This window comes from Ideonella alba, assembly GCF_018069875.1.
Taxonomy (GTDB): domain Bacteria; phylum Pseudomonadota; class Gammaproteobacteria; order Burkholderiales; family Burkholderiaceae_C; genus Ideonella; species Ideonella alba.
Genome location: NZ_JAGQDF010000007.1, coordinates 87,962 through 113,036 on the forward strand (window position 1 = coordinate 87,962; position 25,075 = coordinate 113,036).

At 70.1% G+C, this 25,075-nt stretch carries 27 protein-coding genes and 1 pseudogene; 10 read left to right on the forward strand and 18 right to left on the reverse strand.

Going from position 1 to position 25,075, the window contains the following annotated elements:
- Positions 1-30 precede the first annotated feature (30 nt).
- The 3 genes from KAK07_RS13530 to KAK07_RS13540 all read right to left on the reverse strand — a co-directional run bounded on the left by KAK07_RS13530 (position 31) and on the right by KAK07_RS13540 (position 2,126).
- Positions 31-309: a BolA family protein gene (locus KAK07_RS13530; protein WP_210800604.1), complete on the reverse strand. Its 279-nt coding sequence runs from the start codon at positions 307-309 to the stop codon at positions 31-33.
- Positions 310-357: 48 nt separating this feature from the next.
- Positions 358-1,116, reverse strand: coding sequence for an ABC transporter permease (locus KAK07_RS13535; protein ID WP_247661105.1), 759 nt, complete (start codon positions 1,114-1,116; stop codon positions 358-360).
- Between the two features lie 101 nt (positions 1,117-1,217).
- The gene (locus KAK07_RS13540) at positions 1,218-2,126 is read right to left on the reverse strand and encodes an ABC transporter ATP-binding protein (RefSeq protein ID WP_210861339.1); all 909 of its coding nucleotides are present in this window, start codon (positions 2,124-2,126) and stop codon (positions 1,218-1,220) included.
- A gap of 75 nt (positions 2,127-2,201) precedes the next feature.
- Between KAK07_RS13540 and KAK07_RS13545 the strand changes: the two genes are divergently transcribed.
- Together KAK07_RS13545 and KAK07_RS13550 are read left to right on the forward strand one after the other, a co-directional pair.
- Positions 2,202-2,870, forward strand: a complete 669-nt coding sequence (locus KAK07_RS13545) for a TetR/AcrR family transcriptional regulator (RefSeq protein WP_210854187.1) — start codon at positions 2,202-2,204, stop codon at positions 2,868-2,870.
- A gap of 35 nt (positions 2,871-2,905) precedes the next feature.
- The gene (locus tag KAK07_RS13550; protein ID WP_210861341.1) at positions 2,906-3,679 is read left to right on the forward strand and encodes a tetratricopeptide repeat protein; all 774 of its coding nucleotides are present in this window, start codon (positions 2,906-2,908) and stop codon (positions 3,677-3,679) included.
- Between the two features lie 22 nt (positions 3,680-3,701).
- Here the strand turns inward: KAK07_RS13550 and KAK07_RS13555 are convergent, their stop codons facing one another.
- Entirely contained in the window at positions 3,702-5,147 is a 1,446-nt protein-coding gene (locus KAK07_RS13555) for a wax ester/triacylglycerol synthase family O-acyltransferase (RefSeq protein ID WP_210861343.1), read from the reverse strand.
- Between the two features lie 106 nt (positions 5,148-5,253).
- Here KAK07_RS13555 and KAK07_RS13560 point away from each other — a divergent pair, with 106 nt between their 5' ends.
- Positions 5,254-5,508, forward strand: coding sequence for an acyl-CoA-binding protein (locus tag KAK07_RS13560; protein WP_210854190.1), 255 nt, complete (start codon positions 5,254-5,256; stop codon positions 5,506-5,508).
- A 27-nt stretch (positions 5,509-5,535) separates the two neighbouring features.
- On the opposite strand, the gene KAK07_RS13565 is transcribed toward KAK07_RS13560, so the two are convergent.
- The 4 genes and pseudogenes from KAK07_RS13565 to KAK07_RS25945 all read right to left on the reverse strand — a co-directional run.
- Entirely contained in the window at positions 5,536-5,841 is a 306-nt protein-coding gene (locus KAK07_RS13565; RefSeq protein ID WP_210854191.1) for a polyhydroxyalkanoic acid system family protein, read from the reverse strand.
- Between the two features lie 14 nt (positions 5,842-5,855).
- Positions 5,856-6,950, reverse strand: coding sequence for an aminopeptidase (locus tag KAK07_RS13570; protein ID WP_210861345.1), 1,095 nt, complete (start codon positions 6,948-6,950; stop codon positions 5,856-5,858).
- A 13-nt stretch (positions 6,951-6,963) separates the two neighbouring features.
- A complete protein-coding gene (locus KAK07_RS13575; protein ID WP_445663769.1) occupies positions 6,964-8,841 on the reverse strand; it encodes a molybdopterin-containing oxidoreductase family protein in 1,878 nt (625 codons plus the stop codon).
- Positions 8,842-8,877: 36 nt separating this feature from the next.
- Positions 8,878-8,991 (reverse strand): annotated as a pseudogene (locus tag KAK07_RS25945) (hypothetical protein); the annotation flags it as partial.
- Positions 8,992-9,110: 119 nt separating this feature from the next.
- Between KAK07_RS25945 and KAK07_RS13580 the strand changes: the two are divergent.
- The 5 genes from KAK07_RS13580 (at position 9,111) to KAK07_RS13600 (ending at position 13,761) form a co-directional block, all read left to right on the forward strand.
- Positions 9,111-10,241 (forward strand): ABC transporter substrate-binding protein, encoded by a 1,131-nt coding sequence (locus KAK07_RS13580; protein WP_210861349.1) that lies wholly within the window; start codon positions 9,111-9,113, stop codon positions 10,239-10,241.
- Positions 10,242-10,286: 45 nt separating this feature from the next.
- Entirely contained in the window at positions 10,287-11,489 is a 1,203-nt protein-coding gene (locus KAK07_RS13585; protein WP_210861351.1) for a M20 aminoacylase family protein, read from the forward strand.
- 114 nt (positions 11,490-11,603) lie between these two features.
- Positions 11,604-12,164 (forward strand): cysteine hydrolase family protein, encoded by a 561-nt coding sequence (locus KAK07_RS13590; RefSeq protein ID WP_210861353.1) that lies wholly within the window; start codon positions 11,604-11,606, stop codon positions 12,162-12,164.
- Positions 12,161-12,772 carry a DJ-1/PfpI family protein gene (locus tag KAK07_RS13595; RefSeq protein WP_210861355.1) on the forward strand — a complete coding sequence of 204 codons (612 nt, stop codon included), beginning with the start codon at positions 12,161-12,163 and terminating at the stop codon, positions 12,770-12,772. The genes KAK07_RS13590 and KAK07_RS13595 overlap by 4 nt, the downstream gene beginning before the upstream one ends.
- Entirely contained in the window at positions 12,754-13,761 is a 1,008-nt protein-coding gene (locus tag KAK07_RS13600; protein ID WP_210854197.1) for a GlxA family transcriptional regulator, read from the forward strand. Before KAK07_RS13595 ends, KAK07_RS13600 begins: the two co-directional genes overlap by 19 nt.
- Here KAK07_RS13600 and KAK07_RS13605 read toward each other — a convergent pair.
- The 3 genes from KAK07_RS13605 to tal are packed head-to-tail and all read right to left on the reverse strand — an operon-like array spanning position 13,741 to position 16,930.
- Positions 13,741-14,367, reverse strand: coding sequence for an HAD family hydrolase (locus tag KAK07_RS13605; protein WP_210861356.1), 627 nt, complete (start codon positions 14,365-14,367; stop codon positions 13,741-13,743). The genes KAK07_RS13600 and KAK07_RS13605 overlap by 21 nt on opposite strands.
- An 18-nt stretch (positions 14,368-14,385) precedes the next feature.
- Positions 14,386-15,981 carry a glucose-6-phosphate isomerase gene (gene pgi, locus KAK07_RS13610; RefSeq protein ID WP_210861358.1) on the reverse strand — a complete coding sequence of 532 codons (1,596 nt, stop codon included), beginning with the start codon at positions 15,979-15,981 and terminating at the stop codon, positions 14,386-14,388.
- Between the two features lies 1 nt (position 15,982).
- On the reverse strand, positions 15,983-16,930 hold the full coding sequence (tal, locus tag KAK07_RS13615) for a transaldolase (protein WP_210854200.1): 948 nt from the start codon (positions 16,928-16,930) through the stop codon (positions 15,983-15,985).
- A gap of 172 nt (positions 16,931-17,102) precedes the next feature.
- Here tal and zwf point away from each other — a divergent pair, with 172 nt between their 5' ends.
- Positions 17,103-18,548, forward strand: coding sequence for a glucose-6-phosphate dehydrogenase (gene zwf / locus KAK07_RS13620; protein ID WP_210854201.1), 1,446 nt, complete (start codon positions 17,103-17,105; stop codon positions 18,546-18,548).
- 178 nt (positions 18,549-18,726) lie between these two features.
- Positions 18,727-19,593 carry a MurR/RpiR family transcriptional regulator gene (locus tag KAK07_RS13625; RefSeq protein WP_210861494.1) on the forward strand — a complete coding sequence of 289 codons (867 nt, stop codon included), beginning with the start codon at positions 18,727-18,729 and terminating at the stop codon, positions 19,591-19,593.
- Positions 19,594-19,595: 2 nt separating this feature from the next.
- Here KAK07_RS13625 and KAK07_RS13630 read toward each other — a convergent pair whose 3' ends face one another.
- From KAK07_RS13630 to KAK07_RS13660, 7 genes are all read right to left on the reverse strand, one after another.
- Positions 19,596-19,862, reverse strand: coding sequence for an STAS domain-containing protein (locus tag KAK07_RS13630; protein WP_210854202.1), 267 nt, complete (start codon positions 19,860-19,862; stop codon positions 19,596-19,598).
- Positions 19,862-20,500, reverse strand: a complete 639-nt coding sequence (locus tag KAK07_RS13635) for an MlaC/ttg2D family ABC transporter substrate-binding protein (RefSeq protein ID WP_210800562.1) — start codon at positions 20,498-20,500, stop codon at positions 19,862-19,864. Before KAK07_RS13635 ends, KAK07_RS13630 begins: the two co-directional genes overlap by 1 nt.
- 103 nt (positions 20,501-20,603) lie before the next feature.
- A complete protein-coding gene (locus KAK07_RS13640) occupies positions 20,604-21,359 on the reverse strand; it encodes an MlaA family lipoprotein (protein WP_210861359.1) in 756 nt (251 codons plus the stop codon).
- The gene (mlaD, locus tag KAK07_RS13645; protein WP_210854205.1) at positions 21,356-21,835 is read right to left on the reverse strand and encodes an outer membrane lipid asymmetry maintenance protein MlaD; all 480 of its coding nucleotides are present in this window, start codon (positions 21,833-21,835) and stop codon (positions 21,356-21,358) included. The genes KAK07_RS13640 and mlaD overlap by 4 nt, the downstream gene beginning before the upstream one ends.
- Positions 21,836-21,856: 21 nt before the next feature.
- Positions 21,857-22,636 carry a lipid asymmetry maintenance ABC transporter permease subunit MlaE gene (mlaE, locus tag KAK07_RS13650; RefSeq protein ID WP_210800557.1) on the reverse strand — a complete coding sequence of 260 codons (780 nt, stop codon included), beginning with the start codon at positions 22,634-22,636 and terminating at the stop codon, positions 21,857-21,859.
- The gene (locus KAK07_RS13655; protein WP_210861361.1) at positions 22,633-23,448 is read right to left on the reverse strand and encodes an ABC transporter ATP-binding protein; all 816 of its coding nucleotides are present in this window, start codon (positions 23,446-23,448) and stop codon (positions 22,633-22,635) included. The genes mlaE and KAK07_RS13655 overlap by 4 nt, the downstream gene beginning before the upstream one ends.
- Before the next feature lie 150 nt (positions 23,449-23,598).
- Positions 23,599-25,065 carry a glutamate synthase subunit beta gene (locus KAK07_RS13660; protein ID WP_210854207.1) on the reverse strand — a complete coding sequence of 489 codons (1,467 nt, stop codon included), beginning with the start codon at positions 25,063-25,065 and terminating at the stop codon, positions 23,599-23,601.
- Between the last annotated feature and the right edge of the window lie 10 nt (positions 25,066-25,075).

Genomic DNA, 25,075 nt, shown 5'->3' on the forward strand with positions numbered 1-25,075 from the left:
ACCCAGCGGCACCGACCGGAATCGTGGAAATCAGTGCGGCGCCAGCGGCTGCAGGCCGCCCTGGGCGCCATCGGCCGCCCATTCGGCCGGCGTCAGCGTCTTCATCGACAGCGCGTGGATCTCCTCGCGCATGCGCTCGCCGAGCGCACCGTAGACCAGCTGGTGGCGGCGCACCCGCGGCAGGCCCTGGAAGGCCGGCGAGACGATGGTGGCGTAGAAGTGGCGGCCGTCGCCGTCCACCTCCAGATGCTCGCAGGCCAGACCGGCGGCGATGAAGCTCTTGACTTGGGCAGGGGTGGGATCGGCCATGATCCCCCGATTATCGCCGATGGCCCCCGGGCCGGGCCGGCCGGGGTGTCAGGCGCGCAGCTTGTAGCCGCTGTGCAGCAGCCGCAGCGTCCACGCGGCCACCACCAGCGTGGCCCCGCCCACCACCGCCAGACTCAGCCAGGGCGACACGTCCGACACGCCGAAGAAGCCGTGGCGGAAGCCATCGATCATGTAGAAGAAGGGGTTGAAGTGGCTGGCCGCCTGCCAGAAACCGGGCAGCGAATGGATCGAGTAGAAGACCCCCGCCAACATGGTCATGGGCATGACGATGAAGTTCTGGAAGGCCGCCATCTGGTCGAACTTCTCGGCCCACAGCCCGGCCACCAGTCCCAGCGAGCCCATCAGCGTGGCGCCCAGCACCGCGAACACCAGCACCCAGGCGATGTTGTCCAGCCCCGGCGGCGAGAACCACATCGTCACCACCAGCACGCCCAGGCCCACCACCACGCCGCGCACCACCGACGCACCCACATAGGCCAGGTACCAGGCCCAGGGCGACAGCGGCGTCACCAGCAGGAACACCAGGTTGCCGGTGATCTTGCTCTGGATCAGGCTGGACGAGGTGTTGGCAAAGGCGTTCTGCAGCAGGCTCATCATCACCAGGCCGGGGATCAGGAACGCCGTGTAGGGCACGCGGCCGTAGACGGTGACATGGTCCTCCAGCACATGGCCGAAGATCATCAGGTAGAGCACCGCGGTCAGGATGGGCGCGCCCAGCGTCTGGAAGCTGACCTTCCAGAAGCGCAGCACCTCCTTGTAGAACAGCGTGCGCGCGCCTTGCAGCATGCCAACCCCTCGTCGACCGGGTACGGTCGCCGATCCCCCAAGGGGATCCGGGCCGGCTTGGGAGCGGCCCGGCGCTCGGCCCGGAACATTCTCGGGGGCGTTCATGCCTTGCCTCCCTGCATGATGGCGAGGAACACATCCTCCAGGTCGGCGCGGCCGATCTCCAGGTCCTCGATGCGCACGCCGGCCTCGCGCAGGCGGGCCAGCACGGCCTCGACCCCCGCCGCATCCTTGGCCGCCACCTGGGCGATGCGGCCGGTCACGCGGGCGCGCGACGCCAGGTCGGGCGGCAGCGTGTCGTCGGTCTTGAAGCGCAGCACGCTGCCCTTGGCGTCGGCCAGCAGGTTGGCGGTGCGGTCCAGCGCGACGATGCGGCCCTGCTTGAGCATCGCGATGCGGCCGCACAGCGCTTCGGCCTCTTCCAGGTAGTGGGTGGTCAGCAGCACGGTGTGGCCCTGCTTGTTGAAGCGGGCAATGAACTGCCACAGCGTCTGGCGCAGTTCCACATCCACGCCGGCGGTGGGTTCGTCCAGCACGATCACCGGCGGCTTGTGCACCAGCGCCTGCGCCACCAGCACCCGCCGCTTCATGCCGCCCGAGAGCTGGCGCATGTTGGCGCTGGCCTTGTCGGCCAGACCCAGGCCGGCGAGCAACTCGTCGATCCAGTCGTCGTTGTTGCGCACACCGAAGTAGCCGCTCTGGATGCGCAGCGCCTCGCGCACATTGAAGAACGGGTCGAAGACCAGCTCCTGCGGCACGATGCCCAGCGCCCGTCGCGCGGCGGCGTAGTCGGCCACCACGTCGTGGCCCATCACGGTGACGCGGCCGGCGGTGGCCCGGGCCAGGCCGGCGAGGATGCTGATCAGGGTGGTCTTGCCGGCGCCGTTGGGGCCGAGCAGGCCGAAGAACTCGCCTGGCTCGATGTCGAAGCTGACGCCGTCGAGCGCCCGCACCTGTCCCCGCGCGCCGTTGTAGGTCTTGGTGACCTCTTGAAAGGAAACGGCAGGCATGGGGCCATTGTAGGGAGGACCACCAAACCCCATGGGGCACCTTGGTGCTAGATTGGTCGGCTGACATCCCGCACCATGGCCAGCCCGTCCGCCACCAAGAAACCCCGCCGCACCGCCGAGCGCATCCTCGAGGTCACGCTGGACCTGTTCAACCGCTTCGGCGAACCGAACGTCTCGACCACGCTGATCTCGGCCGAGATGGGCATCAGCCCGGGCAACCTGTACTACCACTACCCGGCCAAGGATGAGTTGGTCAACGCGCTGTTCGACCGCTACGAGAAAGCGCTGAACCCGCTGCTGAGCGCCGCCGACGACGTGCGCCACGTGGAGGACGCCTGGCTGTTCTTCCACATGCTCTTCGAGCTGATCTGGGACCACCGCTTCCTCTACCGCGACCTCAACGACCTGCTCAGCAAGAACCGTCGGCTGGAGACCCATTTCCAGTTCGTCCTGAAGCACACCACGCAGGCGGTCGAGGCCGTGCTGCGCGGGCTGCTGCGGGGCGGCGCGATCCGGCCCGACCAGCCGGCCGGCCCCGCCACGGCCAATGCCATGGTGGTGGTGCTGACCTACTGGCTGAGCTACGAATTCGTGCGCGAGCCGCGCAAGGCGCTGGAAGCCGAGCATGCCGCCACCACGCTGGCGCGTGGCGCCTGGCATGTGCTGAGCCTGCTCGAACCCTACCTGGAACCCTCGCAGCGCGAACACCTGCACCGCCTGGCGGCCGACTACCGCCAGCCCTGACCCCCGTCCGCCACAACACCCACAGGAGACACACGATGGCCAAGTGGACCGCCTTCCCCTACGACGCCGCCGACTACACCTATGACGCCGCGGCGCTGAAGAAGCACTGGGCGCGTCTGCACGCGGGCGACGCCGAGCCCTGGCCCAAGGACGAGGCCTCCCAGGCCGCCTGGGCGCTCTACCACGCCGGCCAGTTCCAGAAGGCGGTCGAGGCCGGGCTGAAGGCCGGCGGCTCGGGCCTGAACGCCGCCAACAAGGCGCAGGCGATCTACGCCAACTACCTGGAGAAGAGCGAGAAGGTCAAGCTGGCCCTGTTCACCGAAGTGGCCGAGCGCGCCGCCGCGCTGGCCGAGGCCGAGCCCAAGAACGCCAATGCCCACTACCTGCAGGCCTATGCGCTGGGCCGCTACAGCCAGGGCATCAGCGTGACCAAGGCACTGGCCCAGGGCCTGGGCGGCAAGGTCAAGACCGCGCTGGAAACCGCGATCAAGCTGAGCCCCAAGCACGCCGACGCCCACATCGCGCTGGCCGCCTTCCATGCCGAGGTGATCGACAAGGTCGGCAAGCTGCTGGGCAAGACCCAGGGTGCCGACGCCGCCACCGGCCTGAAGCTCTACAAGGAAGCGCTCAAGCTGAACCCGGCCAGCGCCATCGCCCGCGTGGAGTACGCCAACGGTCTGGTGATGCTGGAAGGCGACAAGCGCATGGCCGAGGCCGAGGCGCTGTACCAGGAGGCCGCCGGCTGCACGCCGATGGATGCGATGGAGCGGCTGGACGTGGAAATGGCCAAGGCCGAGCTGGACGACTGAGCCAAAGCCGTCCCGGCGGCGATCAGTCCTCGCCCCAGGGCAGCATCAGCGCCAGGTACAGCAGCTGTTCGAACTCGGGCTGGAAGCGCTCGATGATCGCTTCCGGGTCCGGGCACATCGCGTCGTCGGTGATCAGGCCGAACTGCACGCCGCCGGCGTAGCTGAGGATGCTCACACCCAGGCCGATGTCGCCGCTTTGCGGCACCCAGAACATCACCTGGCGGATCGTGCGGCCGCACATGCGCAGCGCCTCGCGCGGGCCGGGCACGTTGGTCATCACCGCGGTGGTCTTCTTGGCGAAGAGGTTGAGCATCGCGTCCTGCGCCGGCTTGACCAGCAAACCGGCCAGTGCCAGCAGCGCGAACACCAGCACCGGCTGGTAGCCGCCCTTGAGCGCGTTCATGCGCGCACGCACCGCGGCCAGGCGCTCGACCGGGTGCTCGATGCCGATCGGCAGCACCAGCGGCACCAGGCCGAAGCGGTTGCCCAGCTTCCAGGCCTGGTCCAGCGGGCGCAGGTTGAAGGGGATCATCGCGCGGATCTCCTTGCCCGCCGTGTCCTCGCCCTGCTCGCGCAGGTAGCTGCCGATGGCGCCGGCCACGCAGCTCAGCAGCACGTCGTTGATCGACGCATCCAGCGCCTGCCCCACCGCCTTGACCTCGGTCAGCGGCAGCGGCTCGCCCCACGCCACCCGCTTGCCGGGCGTGGCCTTGCCTTTCAGCCGCGTGGGCGAGTCGTCGGGCATCAGCGCCAGCGAGGCCAGGTCGGACACCGCCTGCGCACCGATGCGCGCGATCTCCAGCCCGCCGGCCAGCGGCTGTGTCGGGTGGGCCATCAGCTCGATCGACTTGGCCATGCCGTCGCCGGTCAGGCCGATGGCCTTGATCGTGACGTCGGCCACCGGCTTGATGAAGACATCGGCCAGCCACTCGGCCGAGTCGGCGGGCGGCTCGACATCGTGCTCGCGCACCGGCGGCGGCGTGCCGCCGTCGGTGATGGACAGCAGCACCGAGATCAGCGCGATGCCGTCGCCCACGCAGTGGTGCACGCGGGCGATCAGGGCGCTGCGGCCCTGGCCGTCACCCTCGTCCAGCCATTCGACCAGGTGGAACTGCCACAGCGGCCGGTCGCTATCGAGCGGGTCGCCAGTGAGTTCGGCCACGCGGGTCTTCAGCGCCTCCAGCGGCGCGGTGCCCGGCGGCACGTCCAGGGTCTCGGCGGTGACGTGGTGGTCCAGATCGAAGGCCTCGTCCTCGACCCAGCTGGCGCCCAGCGCATCGTGCACCACCTTCTGCCGGAAGCGGCCGTACTTCAGCAGCGCGCCACCGACGCGCTCGCGCAGCTCGGCCAGGCCCAGCGCCGGCTCGAGCAGCCAGACGCCGACGATCATCATCAGGTTGGCGTCGGAATCCATGCGCAGCCAGGCGTAGTCGACGCGTGACATGCGCTCGGCGCGGGGAGCGGACATGGGGAGCTTCCTCTAGAGAATGGGCGGGCCAGCCGGTGACGATGCTGGGTAACATCGCCAGCGTCAAGCCAGACTTTCCCACACCCGCCACCGCAGGAGACCGACCATGGCCGATCTGAAAGCCGCCTTCGAGCAAGCCGTGACCGAGAGCAAGCAGCTGCCCGAGAAGCCGGACAACATGACCCTGCTGAAGATCTACGCGCTGTACAAGCAGGCCACGCAGGGCGACGTGGAAGGCAAGCGCCCGGGTTTCACCGACATGGTCGGCCGCGCCAAGTTCGACGCCTGGGCCGAGCTCAAGGGCACCGGCAGCGACGACGCGATGCAGCAGTACATCGACCTGATCGAGTCGCTCAAGTGATCGCGGCGGGGCACGCGGCCCCGCGCCTCACTTCTTCTTGCCGGCCTTGGCCAGCGCAGCGTCGAGGTTCTTGGTGATCTCGGCCTCGATCTGGCCGGCAAAGGCACCCAGCAGCAGGCCCAGCTTGGCGTACAGGTCCACGTGCTCGCCGCTGACCTCGAGCTGGCCGCGCACGCCCGAGCGCGTGAACTCGACCATGTCGCTGTTCTCGCCCTCGTAGATCGTGCATTCCATGTCGAACTTCTGTTCGACATCCTCGGCGAACTTCAGGGCCATCTCGCGCGCCTTCTTCAGGCCCAGCGTGTGCTCACGGCGGATGCGGATCTCGGACATCGGTGGGGTCTCCGTCAGGGTTGCAGGGCACGCAAGGCGGCCTCGCGTTGGTCTCGGGGCTGGCCAGCCAGCTGCTGCACGGCCGCGTGGAAGCGCCGGAAATCGCGGCCCTCGCGCGCGAACAGCGCCTCGAAGGCCGGCACCCAGGCATGGTAGGCCGCCTGCACGCCCAGCGAGGCATTGTTGCTGCGGGCGATGTAGGCATCGAAGCCGTTGTAGCCGTCCCAGCGCTCGCGCTTGAGACGTTCATGCTCGTCGCGCAGCCGGGCCATCTCGGCGGCCTTGCCGGCGCGCTTGTCGGCCTCGCTGCCGGGGCCGCGGTACAGCGCGTCCAGCCGGTCGCGCGTGGCCTGGGTCAGCGCGCGCAGCTCGCGGCGGCGCTGGTCGAAGCGCTGGTACTGCTCGCGCGCCTCGGCGCTGGCGCGCTCGGCCAGCCAGCGCGCGCCGCCCAGGCGCTCCACCGCGGTGGCGTAGCTCTCATTGAACACGGTGTCGCCCTCGGCATAGGCCACCTGGTGGCTCAGCTCGTGGAAGATCAGGCGCGCCAGCTCGCCCTCGGGCCACTGGATGAAGCTGGAGAGCAGCGGATCGCCGCCCAGCCAGTCCGAAAAGCCCAGCGTGGAGTAGGCCGGCACCGCGTAGACGCTGGTCTCCCAGCCCTCGGGCGCCAGCGTGGCGGCGTAGGCCTCGGCCGCCGCCTGGTCGAAGTAGCCGCGGTAGCTGACGCAACCGACGACCGGGAAGCACCAGGTCTTGAGCTGCAGCGACAGCTCAGGCGCAGCCACCACGTTCCACACCGCGGCGGCGCGGTGGATGTCGGCGTAGGCGCGGTAGCTGCGGTTGTCGGGCAGGCCCAGCTCGCTCACCGCGTAGTCGCGCATGCGCTGGGTCAGCGCGAGGCGCTGCTTCAGGGTCTCGGGCGTGGCGGGGTCGGCGATCACCTCGCTCACCGGCCGCGCCGAGGCCAGCAGGCCCAGGTGGCCGCCGGCCGACTGCGCCAGGTAGCCGATCGAGGTGCAGCCGCTGGTGAGGCACAGCGTGCCGGCCGCAGCCAGCGCCAGCAGCAGCGAGCCGGCACCGGCCCACATCAGCGCGCGACCCCAGCGCATGCCCGCCGCCCCATCACAGCGCGGTCACCTCGACCAGGCAGTCGTAGAAGGACGGCGCCTGGCCCAGGTCGGTGAGCTGCTGGTGGGTCAGCTCGTTGACATTGGTGCCGTTGCGGCCGAACTTGCGCCACCACACGCCCAGGCCGTTGACCACGCCCGGCCGCGCGCGGCCGTTGACGCGCAGCACGCAATGGTGCTCGCCGCGGTCGTTGAAGACACGCACCGGCTGGCCGTCGGCCAGGCCGCGGGCGGCGGCGTCGTCGGCATGCATCTCCAGGCAGGGCTCGCCCTCGATGGCACGCAGGCTCTTGACGTTGACGAAGGTGGAGTTCAGGAAATGGCGCGCCGGCGGCGAGATCATCGCCAGCGGGTAGCGCGCGGCCAGCTCGGGCGTGGCTTCCTGGCACTCGTGGTTCAGGACCACCTCGGGCAGCGGCGTGGCCAGGGCCTTGCCGCTGGGCGTGGCGAAGCCGCCGTCGGCGAAGGGCGCGTCGGGCACCGGCAGGCGGGTCCAGCCGTCGCGCCACAGCGCGGCGTGGTCGATGCTGTCGTTGAAGGCGCCGCGCGCCAGGGCCTCGTCGCTGTCCTGGAAGCAGGGCTCGGTGAAGCCCATCCGGGTCGCCAGCTGGCGGAAGATCTCGGCATTCGAGCGCGACTGGCCGCGCGGCGGAATCGCCGGCTGGTTGATCAGCACCCAGGTGTGGCCATAGCTGGTGTGGGCGTCCCAGTGCTCCAGCTGGGTGGTGGCCGGCAGCACGTAGTCGGCGTGGTCGGCGGTGTCGGTCAGGAAGTGCTCCAGCACCACGGTGAACAGGTCCTCGCGGCGGAAGCCCGCCACCACCTTGCCCGATTCGGGCGCCACCGCCACCGGGTTGCTGTTGTAGACCACCAGGGCCTCGATCTTCGGGCCGAAGCCGGCGCCGCCAGGGTGCAGCAGCGCGTCGCCGATGGTGCTCATGTTGACGGTGCGCGGCTGGCGGCCAGCCAGCAGGTCGGGCCGCTGCAGCCAGGCGCTGCGCTTGGCCGGCGCGGCCCAGCCCGAGGCCGACAGCAGCAGACCACCGGCGCGGTGGCGCCAGGCGCCGGTGAGGCAGGGCAGCAGCGCGATCAGGCGCACCGCGTTGCCGCCGCCACGCACGCGCTGCATGCCGTAGTTCAGGCGGATCGCTGCCGGCGCGGTGGTGGCGTAGTCGCGCGCCAGGCCGCGCACCTCGTCGGCCGTCAGGCCGCAGGCAGCCGCGCTGCGCTCGGGCGGCCACTGCAGCGCCAGCTCGCGCAGCGCCGGCCAGCCCTCGACATGGCGGTCGATGTAGTCCTGATCGAGCCAGCCCTGGGTGATCAGCTCGTGCATCAGGCCCAGCGCCAGTGCGCCGTCGGTGCCGGGGCGCAGCGCCAGGTGCTGGTGGCATTTCTCGGCGGTTTCGGTGCGGCGCGGGTCGATCGCGATCAGCTTGGCACCGGCCCGCTTGGCGGCCTGGGCGTAGGTCCAGAAGTGCAGGTTGGAGGCGATCGAGTGGCTGCCCCAGACCAGGATCAGCCGGCTCTCGGCAAAGTGCTGCACATGCATGCCCAGCTTGCCGCCGTAGGTGGCGGCCAGGCCCTCGCCGCCGGCCTCGGCGCAGATGCTGCGGTGCAGGCGCGAGGCACCCAGCCGGTGCCAGAAGCGCGCCGCCATGCTCTCACCCTGCACCAGGCCCATCGTGCCGGCGTAGCTGTAGGGCACGATGGCCTCAGGCTGGCGCGCGGCGATCGCGGCCAGGCGGGCGGCGATGTCGTCCAGCGCCTCGTCCCAGCTCACCGGCTCGAAGCGGCCCTCGCCCTTGGCGCCAACGCGGCGCAGCGGTGTCAGCACGCGCTCGGGGTGGTCGGTGCGCTCGGCATAGCGCGACACCTTGGTGCACAGCGCGCCGTGGGTGGTCAGGTGGTCGGGATCGCCCTGGATGCGCACGATGCGCTCGCCGTCCACCGTCACCTTCATGGCACAGGTGTCGGGGCAGTCGTGCGGACAGGCGGCGTGGACGGTGCGCAGGGACTCGCTCATGGGCGGCGATGATGGCACAGCCGCCTCCCACGATCGAGGTCAGGGTCTCGGTCGCGGAAATGACCGAAACCGCTGCCAGAATCCTGCCCACAACATCGACCTCGTTGGGAGTCCTGACCATGAACCGCCATCGTCGCCAGGCGCTGGGCGCGCTGGGGGCGGCCGCGCTCGGCTGGCCGCTGGCCGGCCGCGCGCAGCGCAGCAACCGCCTGGTGCTGGGCCAGTCGGCCGCCTTCAGCGGCCCGGCCGCGCAGCTGGGCATCGAGCTCAACCGCGGCGCCAAGCTGTGCTTTGACGCCTTCAATGCCGCCGGGGGCCTGAACGGCACCACGATCGAGATCCAGTCGCTCGACGACGGCTACGACCCCGAGCGCTGCAAGGCCAACACCGCGCGCTTCCTGTCGGACGAGGTCTTCGCGCTGTTTGGCTATGTGGGCACGCCCACCTCGCTGGCGGCACTGCCGCTGGTCAAGGAGGGCCGCACGCCCTTCATCGCGCCGTTCACCGGCGCGATGTCGCTGCGCGAGCCGGCGCTGCGCCAGGTCTTCCATGTGCGCGCCTCGTACGACGACGAGACCGCGCTGATCGTGCGCCAGCTGACCGGCCTGGGGCTCAAGCGCATCGCCGTGTTCCGCCAGAACGACAGCTACGGCCAGGCCGGTCTGGACGGCGTGGTCAAGGCCCTGAAGGCGCAGCAGCTGGAGCCGGTGGCGGTGGGCACGGTGGAGCGCAACACCGTGGACGTGGCGGCGGCCGTGAAGGCCATCGTCGCCGGCCGGCCGGATGCGGTGGTGCAGATCAGCGCCTACAAGAGCTGCGCCGCCTTCGTGCGCCAGGCGCGCCGGGCCGGCTATGGCGGCACCTTCTACAACGTGTCCTTCGTCGGCACGCAGGCGCTGGCGGACGAGCTGGGCAAGGAGGCGCACGGCGTGATGGTCAGCCAGGTCATGCCCTACCCCTACACGCAGTCGATCCCGATCGTGCGCGAGTACCTGGAGCTGGTGCGCAAGGCCGGTGGTGGCCTGCGACCCAACTACTCGGGCATCGAGGGCTACATCGGCGCGCGCGTGCTGATCGAGGGGCTCAAGCGGGCCCGCAGCATCAGCCCGGACGGCCTGGTGGGCGGTCTGGAGGCGCTGCAGAACCACTCGCTGGGCGGCTTCAGCGTCAACTTCTCGGCCGGCAACCATGTGGCCTCGCGCTTCGTCGAGCTGTCGATGCTGACCGAGAACGGCGGCGTGCGTCGCTGACCCCCGGCCCACCGGGGTCGGGCCCCGACCGCTAAGATCGCCCCCATGGCCCTGATCGACGACCTCCGCCCCCACCACGACGAGATCACCCGCATCCGTCGTGACCTGCACGCCCACCCGGAGCTGTGCTTCCACGAGGTGCGCACCGCCGAGGTGGTCGCGCAGCGCCTGACCGAGTGGGGCATCCCGATCGAGCGCGGCCTGGGCACGACCGGCCTGGTGGGCATCATCCGCGGCGGCGACAGCCCGCGCGCCGTGGGCCTGCGCGCCGACATGGACGCGCTGCCGATGACCGAGTTCAACACCTTCGAGCATGCCAGCCGCCACCCCGGCCGCATGCACGCCTGCGGCCACGATGGCCACACCGCCATGCTGCTGGCGGCGGCGAAGCACCTGGCCACGCACCGCAACTTCGACGGCACGGTCTACCTGATCTTCCAGCCGGCCGAGGAAGGCGGCGGCGGCGCCCGCGAGATGATCAAGGACGGCCTGCTGCAGCGCTTCCCGATGGACGCGGTGTTCGGCATGCACAACTGGCCCGGCCTGCCCGCGGGCGACCTGGCGGTGTGCCGCGGCCCGGCGATGGCCTCGAGCAACGAGTTCAAGATCACGATCCGCGGCAAGGGCTCGCACGCCGCACTGCCGCACAACGGCATCGATCCGGTGCCGGTGGCCTGCCAGATGGTGCAGGCCTTCCAGACCATCGTCACGCGCAACAAGAAGCCCACCGACGCGGCGGTGATCTCGGTCACGATGATCCACACCGGCGAGGCCACCAACGTGGTCCCCGACCAGTGCGTGATCGAGGGCACGGTGCGCACCTTCACCCTGCCCGTGCTCGACATGATCGAGCAGCGCATGGGCGAGATCGCGCGCCACACCGCCGCGGCCTTCGGCGCCACGGTCGATTTCGAGTTCGTGCGCAACTACCCGCCCACCATCAACCACGACGCCGAGGCCGATTTCGTCCGCTCGGTGATGCAGGAGGTGGTCGGTGCGGAGCGCACCCACGAGTTCGACCCGACGATGGGCGCCGAGGACTTCAGCTACTTCCTGCTGGAGCGCCCGGGCGCCTACTTCGTGATCGGCAACGGCGAGGGCGACCACCGCGGCGCCTATGCCGACGCCACCCACGGCCTGGGCCCCTGCACGCTGCACAACCCGCACTACGACTTCAACGACGCGGTGATCCCCACCGGCGCCGCGCTCTGGGTGCGCATCGCCGAGCGCTGGCTGGCGCCGCGCTGAGCACGCTGCGCTCACACGTCCTTTTTTGACCGCAAGCGGTCCGCGCGCGGCCTGGGCGCTGGACGCGCGGTGGGCGACGATGGCATCCTCATCCACAGCCATCGCCCACCCGCCATGTCCACCACCGCCCTGCTGCTGATTGACGTCCAGGACAGCTTCACCGCCCGCCCCTACTGGCAGGCCGACCGTGCCGCCGCCTTCCTGGCGCGCTGCAACGCCCTGGTCCAGGGCTGCGTGGCCGCCGGCGTGCCGGTGGTGCGCATCTTCCACACCGACGGCCCCGACACGGCCGACAACCCCTTCGCCCACGCCAGCGGCCTGGTGCGGCCGCTGCAGGGCCTGTGCGCCTTCGATGCCGCGCTGACGGTGGAGAAGCACCGCCACAGCGCGCTGGTCGGCACCGGGCTGCCGGTCTGGCTGCACCAGCAGGGCATCCGCCGCCTGATCGTGGCCGGCATCCGCACCGAGCAATGCTGCGAGACCACCACCCGCCACGCCAGCGACGAGGGCTGGACGGTGGACTACTGCACCGAGGCCACGCTGACCTTCGACATGCGCACGCCCACCGGCAGCGTGCTGAGCGCCGAGGCGGTCACCGAGCGCACCGAGACCGTGCTGGCCGGCCGCTTCGCCACGCTGGTCACGGTGGCGCAGGCGCTGGAGCGTGCCCGGTGAGTACGCGCACCACGGTCCTGCTGCTGGCCTTCAACGAGATGGAGCTGCTCGACTTCGCCGGCCCCTACGAGGTCTTCACCACCGCGGCGCGGGTCCATGCCCGGCGCCAGGGTGGCGCCGGGCCGCGCTTCCAGCTGATCACCGCCTCGGCCGACGGCTGGCCGGTGCGGGCCCGCGCCGGGCTGGCGATCAGCGTCGACCACGCGCTGGCCCAGGCACCGGCGACCGACTGGCTGCTGGTGCCCGGCGGTGTGGTCGACGGGGTGCTGGCCCAGCCGGCCACGCTGGCCGAGCTGGCGCGGCGCGCCGGCGACGCGGCGATCACCGCCTCGGTGTGCACCGGCGCCTTCGTGCTGGCCGCGGCGGGCATCGTCACCGACCAGGCGGTCACCACCCACTGGGAGGATGCCGAGGACCTGGCGCAGCGTTTTCCGGCGCTGCAGGTGCGGCCCGAGCGGCGCTGGATCGACAACGGCCGCAGCGCCACCTCGGCTGGCATCGCTGCCGGCATCGACATGGCGCTGCACCTGGTGGCGCGCGCGGCCGGACCCGAGCTGGCGCAGGCCACCGCCCGGCAGATGGACTACCCATGGTCGCCGTCGCCCTGAGGCCGGCGGCCGCGGCGCCGGTGGACGTGTGCTTCGTCGTCCTGCCGGAGTCGCTGTTGCTGGACCTGGCGGGCCCCGCCGAGGCCTTCCGGCTGGCCAACCAGGCGCTGGCGCGGCAGGGCCGCGCGCCGCTGTGGCGGCTGCGCCATGTCGGGCCGCAGGCCCAGGTGCGCTCCTCGGTGGGCGTGCAGCTGGCGGGCATCGAGCCGCTGCCGGCATCCCTCGAGCGCCCGACCTGGGTGGTGCTGCTGGGCCGCCCGGGCGAGGCCGAGGCGGTGGTGCGCGCCCAGGCCCCGTGGCTGGCGGCACGCGACTGGCTGTCCCGCGTGCTGGGACCGGCCCTGGCCGACCCGAGCTCTCCGCACCGGCTGCTCACCGTCTGCTCGGGCGCGCTGCTGGCGGCCGATGCCGGCCTGCTGTCCGGCCGCTGCACCACCACCCACCACGAGTTGCTGGACGACCTGGCGCGCCTGGCCCCCGGTGCCCGGGTGCTGGCCGACCGGGTGTTCGTCGACGACGGCAACCTGCTGTGCTCGGCCGGCGTGACCGCCGGCATCGACCTGGCGCTGCACTGCATCGCGCAGCATGCCGGCGAGGCGCTGGCGGCCGAGGTGGCGCAGGTGCTGGTGGTGTTCCACCGCCGCGGCGCCGGTGACCCCGAGCGCTCGCCGCTGCTGGCCGGACGCAGCCACCTGCATCCCGCGCTGCACCGGGTGCAAAACGCGGTGGGCGAGCGCCCGGCCGAGGACTGGACGCTGGAGCGCCTGGCCGAGGTCGCCCATGTGACGCCGCGCCACCTGGGCCGGCTGTTCGCCGAGCATGTGGGCTGCACGCCGCGCGACTACGTGGAGCGGGTGCGCAGTGCCTTCATGCGCGAGGCCCTGGCCGCGGGATGGCCCATGGCCCGTGCGCTGGCGCTGGCCGGTTTCAGCAGCGACCGCCAGTGGCGGCGGGCCCGGGCGCGGGGTTCAGCAGCGGATGCCGCGTGAGGCCAGGTCGCGCTCCAGGCGCGCCGGGTCGGTGAACAGCAGCGCCGGCAGGCCGAAGCGGTTGGAGGCCTCGATGTTGGCCAGGTGGTCGTCGATGAACAGGCTGTCGCGCGGCGTGATCTCGAAGCGCTTCAGCGCCAGTTCGTAGATCGCCGGGTCGGGCTTCTGTAGCCGCACCTCGGACGAGAAGATGCCGTCCTCGAAGCCCAGCAGAAAGTCGTGCGTGCGGCGCAGGTGATCGGCGTAGGGGGCCGGCATGTTGGACAGGAAATACAGGCGGTGGCCAGCGGCGCGCAGGCGGCGCAGCAGGGCCACCATCTCGGGCACCGGGGCCAGTGCGTCGGGCACCGCATCCAGCACCGCCTGCACCTCGGCCAGCGTCAGGCCCGTGCGGGTGGCGATGCGCTTAGCGGTTTCTTCGGCCGTCGCATGGCCGCCATCGAAGGCGCCCCAGTCGCCGGTGTAGCCCTGGAAGAAGCGGTCCTTCCACTGGTCGGCCGCCTCCGGCGTATTGGCCCGCTCGGGCAGCACGCGGGCGATCAGGCGCACCGGGTTCCACTGGAAGACCACACCGCCGAAATCGAAGATCAGGTGGGTGGGCTTCATCGGGTGTCCTTGAGGTGGTCAGGCACGCAGACGTTGTAGCAGCGCGGCGGTGGAGCCGTCCAGCCCGGACAAGTCCCCGGAGGCGAAGCGCGGCAGCAGCTGGTTGCACAGCGCCTTGCCCAGCTCCACGCCCCACTGGTCGAAGGCGTTGATGCCCCAGACCGCGGCGCTGGTGAAGACGCGGTGCTCGTACAGCGCGATCAAGGCACCCAGCGCGCGCGGCGTCAGCGCGTCCAGCACCAGCGTCGTGCTGGGGCGGTTGCCGGGGAAGCTGCGGTGGCGCGACAGCACGGTGCGGTCCAGCGTGGCCGATGCGGTGGGGGCGCTCTCGGTGGCGGCCTCGGCCGCCGTCTTGCCCAGCATCAGCGCCTGGCTCTGCGCCAGGCAGTTGGCCAGTGCCTTGGTGTGCAGGTCGGCGTGCTCGTGGGTGGGGGTCTTCACCGCGATGAACTCCACCGGGATCACGTCGGTGCCCTGGTGCAGCATCTGGAAATAGGCGTGCTGGCCATTGGTGCCAGGCTCGCCCCAGACCACCGGGCTGGTGCCCAGGCGCAGTGCGCGGCCCTCGCTGTCCACCCGCTTGCCGTTGGACTCCATCTCCAGCTGCTGCAGATAGGCCGGAAAGCGCTTCAGGCCCTGGTGGTAGGGCGCCACCGAGCGGCTGCTGAAGTGGTGGAAGTTGCGGTACCAGACGTCCAGCAGGCCCAGCTGCACCGGCAGGTTCTCGCGCAGCGGCGCCTGGGCGAAATGCTGGTCCATCGCGTGCGCGCCGGCCAGGAAGGCGCGGAAGTGGTCAGCGCCGATGGCGATGGCCAGCGGCAGGCCGATCGCGCTCCACAGCGAGTAGCGGCCGCCCACCCAGTCCCAGAACCCGAAGGTCTCGGTGATGCCGAACTCGGCCGCCGCCTTCAGGTTCGTGGTGACGCCAACAAAGTGCTTGCGCGTGTCGGTGCCGCCGTTGGCCAGGAACCAGGCCCGGGCGACGCCGGCATTGGCCATCGTCTCCTGGGTGGTGAAGGTCTTGCTGGCGATGATGAACAGCGTGGTGGCCGGGTTCAGGCGGCGCAGCACCGGCGCGATGTCGTGGCCGTCGACGTTCGAGACGAAGTGCAGCCGCAGGCCCGGGTGGGCGAAGGCGTCCAGCGCCGGCACCGCCATCTGCGGGCCCAGGTCGGAACCGCCGATGCCGATGTTGACGATGTCGGTGATGCCGCTGGTGGCGGTGTCGCGCACCCGCTCGGCAAAGGCCAGCAGGCGGTCGAGCACCTCGTGCACCTCGTCGCTGAACGGCCCGGCGCCGCGCGGCGCGCGCAGCGCGGTGTGCAGCACGGCGCGGCCTTCGGTGGTGTTGATCGGCTCGCCGGCGAACATGGCGTCACGGCGTTCGGCCAGGTGCACGCCCTCGGCCAGCTCCACCAGCAGGCGCCGCGTGCTGTCGTCCCACAGGTTCTTCGACAGGTCGGCGAAGATCTCGGGCGCCTGCAGCGAGAAGGCCGCGGCACGGCCGGCATCACGCGCGAAGGCCTCGCGCAGGTCCAGCTCGCGGCCGTGGGCTTCGTAGTGGCCGCCCAGGGCGGTCCAGGCGATGGTCTCGTCGCAGCGCGGGTGGCTCATCTCAGGCTCCCAGGATCAGGGTGTCCAGCTTGGCCGAGTCGGCGGCGAACAGGCGGATGCCCTCGGCCAGCTTCTCGGTGGCCATGGCGTCCTCGTTCAGCGCATAGCGAAACGAGGCCTCGTCGTGATGCACCGCCGGCAGGTCCAGATCGCGCGCGGCGGCGGCGTCCAGCGCCGGCGTCAACGGCGCCTCGGCCGCCTGCAGCTGGGCCAGCAGATCGGGGCTGATCGTCAGCAGGTCGCAGCCGGCCAGCGCGGTGATCTGGCCGATGTTGCGAAAGCTCGCCCCCATCACCTCGGTGGCGATGCCGTGCTTCTTGTAGTGGTTGAAGATGCGCGCCACCGAGCGCACGCCGGGGTCGTTGGCGCCGGACTGCGCGGCCTCGTCCCAGGCGGCGCCGGCCTGCTTCTTGGCCCAGTCGTAGATGCGGCCGACGAAGGGGCTGATCAGCTGCACGCCGGCGTCGCCGCAGGCCACCGCCTGGGCGAAGGAGAACAGCAGCGTCAGGTTGCAGTGCGTGCCTTCGGCCTCCAGTTCGCGCGCGGCCTGGATGCCCTCCCAGGTGGCGGCGATCTTGATCAGCACCCGCTCGCGCGGGATGCCGGCGGCCTCGTACAGCGCGATCAGCCGGCGGGCACGGGCCACGGTGGCGGCGCGGTCGAAGGACAGGCGGGCATCGACCTCGGTGGAGACGCGGCCCGGCACCACCTTCAGGATCTCCAGCCCGAAGCGCACCAGCACCTGGTCGACGATCACATCAAGCGGTTGGTCGCGGTGGGCCGCCACGGTGTCCTTCAACAGCGGTGCGTATTCCGGCTGCTGCACCGCCTTCAGGATCAGCGAGGGGTTGGTCGTGGCATCCCGCGGCGCGTACTGCGCCATCTGGTGGAAGTTGCCGGTGTCGGCCACCACCGTGGTGTAGGCCTTGAGTTGGTCGAGCTGGTTCATGGCGTGGTGTGTGCTGTGGCGCCAGCAAGGCGCGTTCCAGAGGGAATTAGAACCCGAGGGCGCGGCCACCGGGGTTCGAGTCGGTTACATCGCGCCAGGGCCAAGTCCCTGCCCTGATTGACCGACACAAGAAACTCATGCATCATGATATCCGTAACTTAATTACATCACCATGTCCTTTGACCTCGTGTTCTTCGGCGGCACTGGCGACCTCACATGGCGCAAGCTGATGCCCGCGCTGTTCCAGGCCTTCCGCCACGGCAAGCTGCCCGGTGGCGGCCGCATCCTGGCGGTGGCCCGTGACGACCGCAGCGACGGCGACTACCGCGCCTTCATCAAGGAGCGCTTCTCCGAGGTCGAGCCGTCCAAGCGCCCCAGCGACGAGGAGTTCGCCCGCTTCGCCGAGCTGCTGCACTACCGCCGCATGGACCTGTCGCAGCCGGCCGACTACGCCGGCCTGAAAGCCTGGCTGGACGAGCGCGGTGCCGACACCGCGGTGCTCTACCTGGCCACCAGCCCGCACCTGTTTCCGGTGATCTGCGAACAGCTCGGCGCCGCCGGCCTGAACGGCCCCAAGGTGCGCGTGGTGCTGGAAAAGCCGCTGGGTCACGACCTGGCCAGTGCGCAGGAGATCAACCGCGTGGTGCGCTCGGTGTTCACCGAGACCCAGGCCTTCCGTATCGACCACTACCTGGGCAAGCCCAGCGTGCAGAACCTGATGGCGCTGCGCTTTGGCAATGCGCTGTTCGAGCCGCTGTGGCGCCGCGAGAGTATCGCCAACATCCAGATCACGCTGGCCGAATCATTGGGCGTGGGCACACGCGGCGACTTCTACGACCGCACCGGCGCGCTGCGCGACATGATCCAGAACCATGCGCTGCAGCTGCTGACGATGATCGCGATGGAGCCGCCCTCCACCAACGACGCCGACGCCATCCGCGACGAGAAGCTCAAGGTGCTGCGCTCGCTCAAGCCCTTCACCGCCGAGAGCGTGGCGCGCGATGTGGTGCGTGGCCAGTACCGCGCCGGCACCGCTGACGGCAAGAAGGTGCCGGGCTACCTGGAGGAGGTCAAGGTGCCCGCCGGCAGCCACTGCGAGACCTTTGTCGCCCTGCGCACCGAGGTGCAGAACTGGCGCTGGGCCGGCGTGCCCTTCTACCTGCGCACCGGCAAGCGCCTGGCGGCGCGCGATGCGCAGATCGTAGTCAACTTCCGCCCGGTCCCGCACCCGATCTTCCCCGGCCCGACGCTGGCCAACAAGCTGGTCATCAAGCTGCAGCCCGAGGATGGCCTGGAGCTGCACATGCTGGCCGCCAAGGGCTCGGGCACCAGTGATGCGCTGGCGCCGGTGTCGCTGGACCTGGACTTCGACAAGGCCTTCCCCAGCGACCGCGTGGGCGCCTACGAGCGCCTGCTGCTCGACGCCATCGCCGGCCGCCTGAACCTGTTCGTGCGCAGCGACGAGCAGGAGCAGGCCTGGCGTTGGGTCGAACCCATCCTGGACGCCTGGCAGCGCGACGGCAGCAGCCTGAAGACCTACGCCGCCGGCAGCTGGGGCCCGGCCGCCGCCAGCGCGCTGGTGGCGCGTGACGGCTGCGCCTGGGCGGAAGAGCAATGAGCGCGCGAAGCCGCGCCCAAGCGCGAATCCTGCCGTGCGCGGCACGGAGGATCGCCCCATGAGCCGCGACTGGACCAGCGCCCTGCTGGGCGGCACGCCCAGCGCCTCGCCGGTGGGCGTGCGCTGGGCGCATGGTCGCTCTGGCGCGACAATCCACGGTCAACTGGTATCGCCCGACATGCTCGACCGTATCCGCGCCTCCATCCCCGCCCTGCCGCCCGCCGAGCAGCGCGTTGCCAAGCTGGTGCTGGCCGACCCGCGCAGCTTCGCGTCGATGCCGGTGGGCGAACTGGCCGAACGCTCGCATGTCAGCAAGCCCACGGTGGTGCGTTTCTGCCGCAGCGTGGGCTATGACGGCCTGGCCGACTTCAAGCTCAAGCTGGCCGGCACTGTCAATGAAGGCGTGCCCTTCGTGCACCGCGCGGTGGACGAGGACGACAAGCCCGGCGACATCATCGTCAAGGTGATCGACAACGCGGTCAGCGCCCTGCTCAAGTACCGCAACGACGCCACCAACCACGCCTTCGACCGCGCGATGGCCGCGCTCACCGAGGCCGCCCAGCAGGGCCGGCGCATCGAGTTCTACGGCGTGGGCAACTCGGGCATCGTGGCGCAGGACGCGCAGCACAAGTTCTTCCGCCTGGGCATCAACTCGGCGGCACTGGGCGACGGCCATGTGCAGGTGATGAGCGCCACGATGCTGCAGCCGGGCGACTGCGCGATCGTGATCTCCAACTCGGGCCGCAGCAAGGACCTGATCGACGCCGCCGAGATCGCCCAGAAGAAGGGTGCCACGCTGGTGGCGATCACCGCCAGCGGCTCACCGCTGGCGCAGCTGGTGCAGTCGGCCGGGCAGATCCTGCTGCCGGCCGACCACCCCGAGGATTTCGAGCGCTACGTGCCGATGGTCTCGCGCCTGCTGCACCTGATGATCATCGACATCCTGACCACCGGCGTGGCGCTGCGCCTGGGCCCGGCACGCCGGCCGGTGCTGCAGGAGATCAAGCGCAACCTGCGCCAGCGGCGCTACCTGCAGCCCGAATAGGCTCAGGTCAGCGCCAGCAGCCCCTGCACGCCGTACAGGCGCGCCAGGTCCTGCAGCCGGGGCGGCGCGCCCCGCACTTCGAAGCGCAGGCCGCGCGACGCGGCCTGGCGCTTGAGCTCGAGCAGCACGGCCAGCGCCGACGAGTCGATCTGGGTCAGTGGCGACGCATCGACCACCGCCTCGCCCTGGGCAGAAGCCAGTGCGCCGGACAGCGCGGCCAGCGTCTGGCGCGCCTCGCGCAGCGTCAGTTGGGCGGGCAGCGCCAGCATCAGGCCTTGCCGCCCGTCGCCGCCTTGGCGTTCTTGTCGGCCAGCGACTTGATCAGGCCGTCGATGCCGTTGGCGTTGATCTCGGTGGCGAAGCTGTTGCGGTACTGGTCGACCAGCCACACGCCCAGCACATTGACGTCGTAGATCTTCCAGTCGGTGCCGGCCTTCTCGAGGCGGTAGTCCAGCTGGATGGGTTCGCCCTTGCCCTTGATCTCGGTGCGCACCACGACCTCGGTGTCGTCGGCACCGCCGCGCTGGGGCTTGAGCTTGATGGTCTGGTCCTTGACCTGGCTGAGCGCGCCCGCGTAGGTGCGCACCAGCAGGGTCTTGAACTCGGCCTGCAGGCGCTGCTGCTGCTCGGGCGTGGCGGTGCGCCAGGCACGGCCCACCGCCGAGGCGGTCATGCGCTGAAAGTTGACATGCGGCATCACCTTGGCATCGACCAGGGCGTTGATCTTGCCCACGTCACCGGCCTGGATGGCCTTGTCGGCCTTCAGCGTGTCGAGCACTTCGGTGGACAGCGCCTGGATCTTGGCATCGGCCGTCACGGCCTGGGCCTGGGCGGCCGGTGCCACCAGGGCGGCCACCGCCAGCACGGCGGGCGCGGTCCAGCGGGCGATCAGAGCGGATTCAAACATCGGCTTTTCCTTCTCGGATGAGCGCGGCATGAAGGCCGCGCGGTACTCCCTCAACGCACCGGGGCGGCAGCGGTTCACCGCCCGGGCGTGACAAATCGTGCGTTCACTGCGCGGCGTCCTCGTCGGGCGGGTCACCGTCCCAGACCAGGTTGCGCCGACGCGCCAGGTAGGCGTCGCGCAGGAAGGCATAGGGGTCCAGCGACACATCGCCCAGCAGTTTCGAGGCGCCCAGCAGTTCAGCGCGGGTCTGGGTGAGCTGCAGGCCGTTGGCGGCGATCACGCCACTGTCGCCCTGAATCACATGGCTGACCGAGGTGGCTGCCTTGTCCAGCGGCAGCGCGGCGGCATCGCGTAGCGTGCTGGGACCGAACAGCGGCAGCACCAGGTAAGGCCCGGAGGGCATGCCCCAGTAGCCCAGGGTCTGGCCGAAGTCCTCGCTCTGGCGCTCCAGGCCCATCTCGGTGGCGGGGTCCAGCACGCCGCCCAGGCCGAACACGGTGTTGGTGGCCACGCGCAGCGTCATCTGCGCACCCTGCACCACCTTGCCCTGCAGCAGCTTGTTGACCGCCGACCAGACGTCGCCGATGTTGCCGAAGAAATTGCCCACGCCCGAGCGCACCAGCTCAGGCACCGCGGCCACATAGGCCTCGGCCACCGGCTTGAGCACGGCCTTGTCCAGGCCGTCGTTGAAGCGGTAGACGGCGCGGTTGCCGCGCTCGAAGGGGTCCTTCGGAGACGCCAGCGGGGCGGGCGCAGCGGCCGTGTCCGCAGCCGCACTGGCCGACTCGGCGGCAGCGGTCTGCGCCCACAGCGGCGTGGCGGACAGCCCCAGGGCCAGCAGCAGCGCGGCGGTCTTCATTTCTTGTCTCCGTCGCCGGCTTCGGCGGCCTTGTTGAACAGGAACTGACCGATCAGGTTCTCCAGCACAACGGCCGACTGGGTCTGGCGGATGACGTCGCCCGCGGCGAGGTTCTTCTCGTCGGCGCCGGGTTCGATGCCGATGTACTGGTCGCCCAGCAGGCCGGCGGTGAGGATCTTGGCCGAGGAGTCCTTGGGGAATTCAACCCCGCGGTTCACGTCCAGCGTGACCACGCCCTGGTAGGTCTTGGGGTCGAGCACGATGGCGGTGACGCGACCGACGTTGACACCCGCCGAGCGCACCGGCGCGCGCACCTTCAGGCCGCCGATGTTGTCGAAGCGGGCCTGCAGTCGGTAGGTGTCGCCCCCGCTGGCGAAGCTGCCCAGGTTGGCGGCCTTCAGCGCCAGGAAGACCAGGGCCAGCGCGCCGAGGGCGACGAACAGGCCGACGAGGATTTCGATGCTTTTCTTGTTCATGAGGAGATCTCCCGGGTCCGTTCAGGGGGTGGAGAACATCAGCGCGGTGAGGATGAAGTCCATCGCCAGCACCCCCAGCGAGGCGTTCACCACGGTGCGGGTGGTGGCGTAGGCCACGCCTTCGGGCGTGGCTTCGGTCTCGTAGCCCTGGTAGAGCGCGACGGTGGTGCAGATCACGCCGAAGACGAAGGACTTGACGATGCCGTTGCCGACATCGCGCCAGACATCCACCCGGTCCTGCATGATCGACCAGAAGTTGCCGGCGTCCACGCCGATCAGCAGCACGGCCACCACATAGGCGCCCAGGATGCCGATCGCCGAGAACAGCGCAGCCAGCAGGGGCATGGCGACGATGCCGCCGATGAAGCGCGGTGCCAGCACGCGCTGGCGCGGGTCGATCGCCATCAGCTCCATCGCGGCGATCTGCTCGCCCGCCTTCATCAGGCCGATCTCGGCGGTCAGCGAGGTGCCGGCGCGGCCGGCGAACAGCAGCGCGGTGACCACCGGCCCGAGTTCACGCACCAGCGCCAGGTTGACGATCAGGCCCAGCGACTCGGCCGCGCCGTAGGTGACCAGCGCGTAGTACATCTGCAGCGCCAGCACGAAGCCCACCGCCAGGCCCGAGGCCAGGATGATCACCAACGAGCGGTTGCCGATCGCGTGGATCTGCTGCACCACCAGGCCGAAGCGGCGCAGGGCGGCGGGCAGCGCCTTGAGCAGTTCGAAGGAGAAGATGGCGGCGTGGCCATAGCCGGCCAGTTGGTCCAGCGTGCGCCGCCCCAGCGTCTGCAGCCACGTCATGCGCGCCCCCCCAGGCCGAAATCGTCGGCCACCGGCGGCGCCGGGTAGTGGAACTTGATCGGGCCGTCGGGCTCGCCGCGCACGAACTGGCGCACCTCGGGGTCGGTCGAATCCATCAGTTCCTTGGGCGTGCCCTGCGCCACGATGCGGCCGCCCGGCGCCATCAGCACCACCCAGTCGCTGATCGCCATGCACTCAGGCACGTCGTGCGAGATCAGCAGCGTGGTGGCACCGGTGACATCGGTCAGCGTGCGGATCAGCTTGGCAGCCACCCCCATCGAGATCAGGTCGAGGCCGGCGAAGGGCTCGTCGTACATGATCAGCTCGGGGTCCAGCGCGATCGCCCGGGCCAGCGCGATGCGCCGGGCCATGCCGCCCGACACCTCGCTGATCTTCAGCGGCGCTGCGCCGCGCAGGCCCACCGCATCGAGCTTCATCAGCACGATGTCGCGGATCAGCGCCTCGGGCAGATCGGTCATCTCGCGCAGCGGGAAGGCCACGTTGTCGAAGACGGTCAGGTCGGTGAACAGCGCACCGAACTGGAACAGCATGCCCAGGCGCCGACGCAGGCGGTAGAGCTGCTCCTTGTTGCGGGTGTCGATGACCTCGCCGTCGAAGACGACGCGGCCGCTGCTGGCCGCGTGCACGCCGCCGATCAGCCGCAGCAGCGTGGTCTTGCCGCAGCCCGAGTTGCCCAGCACCGAGGTGACCTGGCCGCGGCCAAAGACCAGCGACACGTCGTTGAGGATGGTGCGCTGGCTGTCGTACCCGAAGGTGACGTGGTCGATCTCGATGAAAGGGTCGCGGTCCATGCGGTCTCAGGGATGACCCGAAGATTGTCGCATGGGGGTTGAAGACCCCATGGCCGCTTTGCCTGGCTTCACACGGGCGTCACGCGCACAGGACCCACCAACGACAACGGCCGGGCAGATGCCCGGCCGTGGTGCGCGTTCGGCAAGGCCTCAGCGCGGCAGGGCGCTGCTGCCCATCAGGAACTCGTCGACCGCGCGCGCGGCCTGGCGGCCTTCGCGGATCGCCCAGACGACCAGCGACTGGCCGCGGCGCACGTCGCCGGCGGCGAAGACCTTGGGCACGTTGGTGGCGTAGCCGCCGACGGCCTCGGTGTGGGCCTTGGCGTTGCCGCGGGCGTCCTTGTCGACGCCGAAGCCCTCCAGCAGCGTGGCCACCGGGTTGGTGAAGCCCATCGCCAGCAGCACCAGGTCGGCCTTCCAGGACTTCTCGGTGCCGGGGATCTCGACCAGCTTGCCGTCCTTGAACTCGACATGGACGGTGGTCAGGCCGGTGATCTTGCCCTTTTCGCCGGTGAAGGCCTTGGTGGAGATGGCGAACTCGCGCTGGCAGCCTTCTTCGTGGCTGGAGGAAGTGCGCAGCTTGATCGGCCAGTAGGGCCAGACCAGCGGCTTGTTCTCCTGCTCGGGCGGCATCGGCATCACCTCGAACTGGGTGACGCTGGCGGCGCCATGGCGGTTGGAGGTGCCCACGCAGTCGCTGCCGGTGTCGCCGCCACCGATCACGATGACGTGCTTGCCGTCGGCGCGGATCTGGCCCTTGAGCTTGTCGCCGGCATTGACCTTGTTCTGCTGCGGCAGGAACTCCATCGCGAAGTGCACGCCGTCCAGGTCGCGGCCCGGCACCGGCAGGTCGCGGCTTTGCTCGGCGCCACCGGTGATCAGCACGGCGTCGAACTCGGCCTTGAGCTGCTCGGGGCTGACCGTGGTCTTGGCCCAGTTGGTGACCTTGGAGTCCTTGGGCAGCTCGCCGACGATGGTGCCGGTGCGGAAGACCACGCCTTCGGCTTCCATCTGCGCCACCCGGCGGTCGATGTGCGTCTTCTCGAACTTGAAGTCGGGGATGCCGTAGCGCAGCAGGCCGCCGATGCGGTCGTTCTTCTCGAACACGGTGACCGCATGGCCGGCGCGCGCCAGCTGCTGGGCCGCGGCCAGGCCGGCCGGGCCGGCGCCGACCACGGCCACGGTCTTGCCGGTCTTCACCGCCGCAGGCTGCGGCTTGACCCAACCCTCTTCCCAGGCACGGTCGATGATGGCGTGTTCGAGCGACTTGATGCCGATCGGGTCGCCGTTGACGTTGACCACGCAGGCGGCCTCACAGGGCGCCGGGCAGACGCGGCCGGTGAACTCGGGGAAGTTGTTGGTGCTGGAAAGCACCGCGAAGGCCTGCTTCCACTGGTTCTTGTAGACCAGGTCGTTGAAGTCAGGAATGATGTTGTTGATCGGGCAGCCGTTGTTGCAGAAGGGCGTGCCGCAATCCATGCAGCGTGCGCCCTGCACCTTGGCCTGCTCGGCCGTCAGGCCGATGACGAATTCCTTGTAGTTCTTGACGCGCTTCTCGACGGGCAGGTAGCCCTCCTCGATGCGCTCGTACTCCAGGAAGCCGGTGACCTTTCCCATGATGTGATTC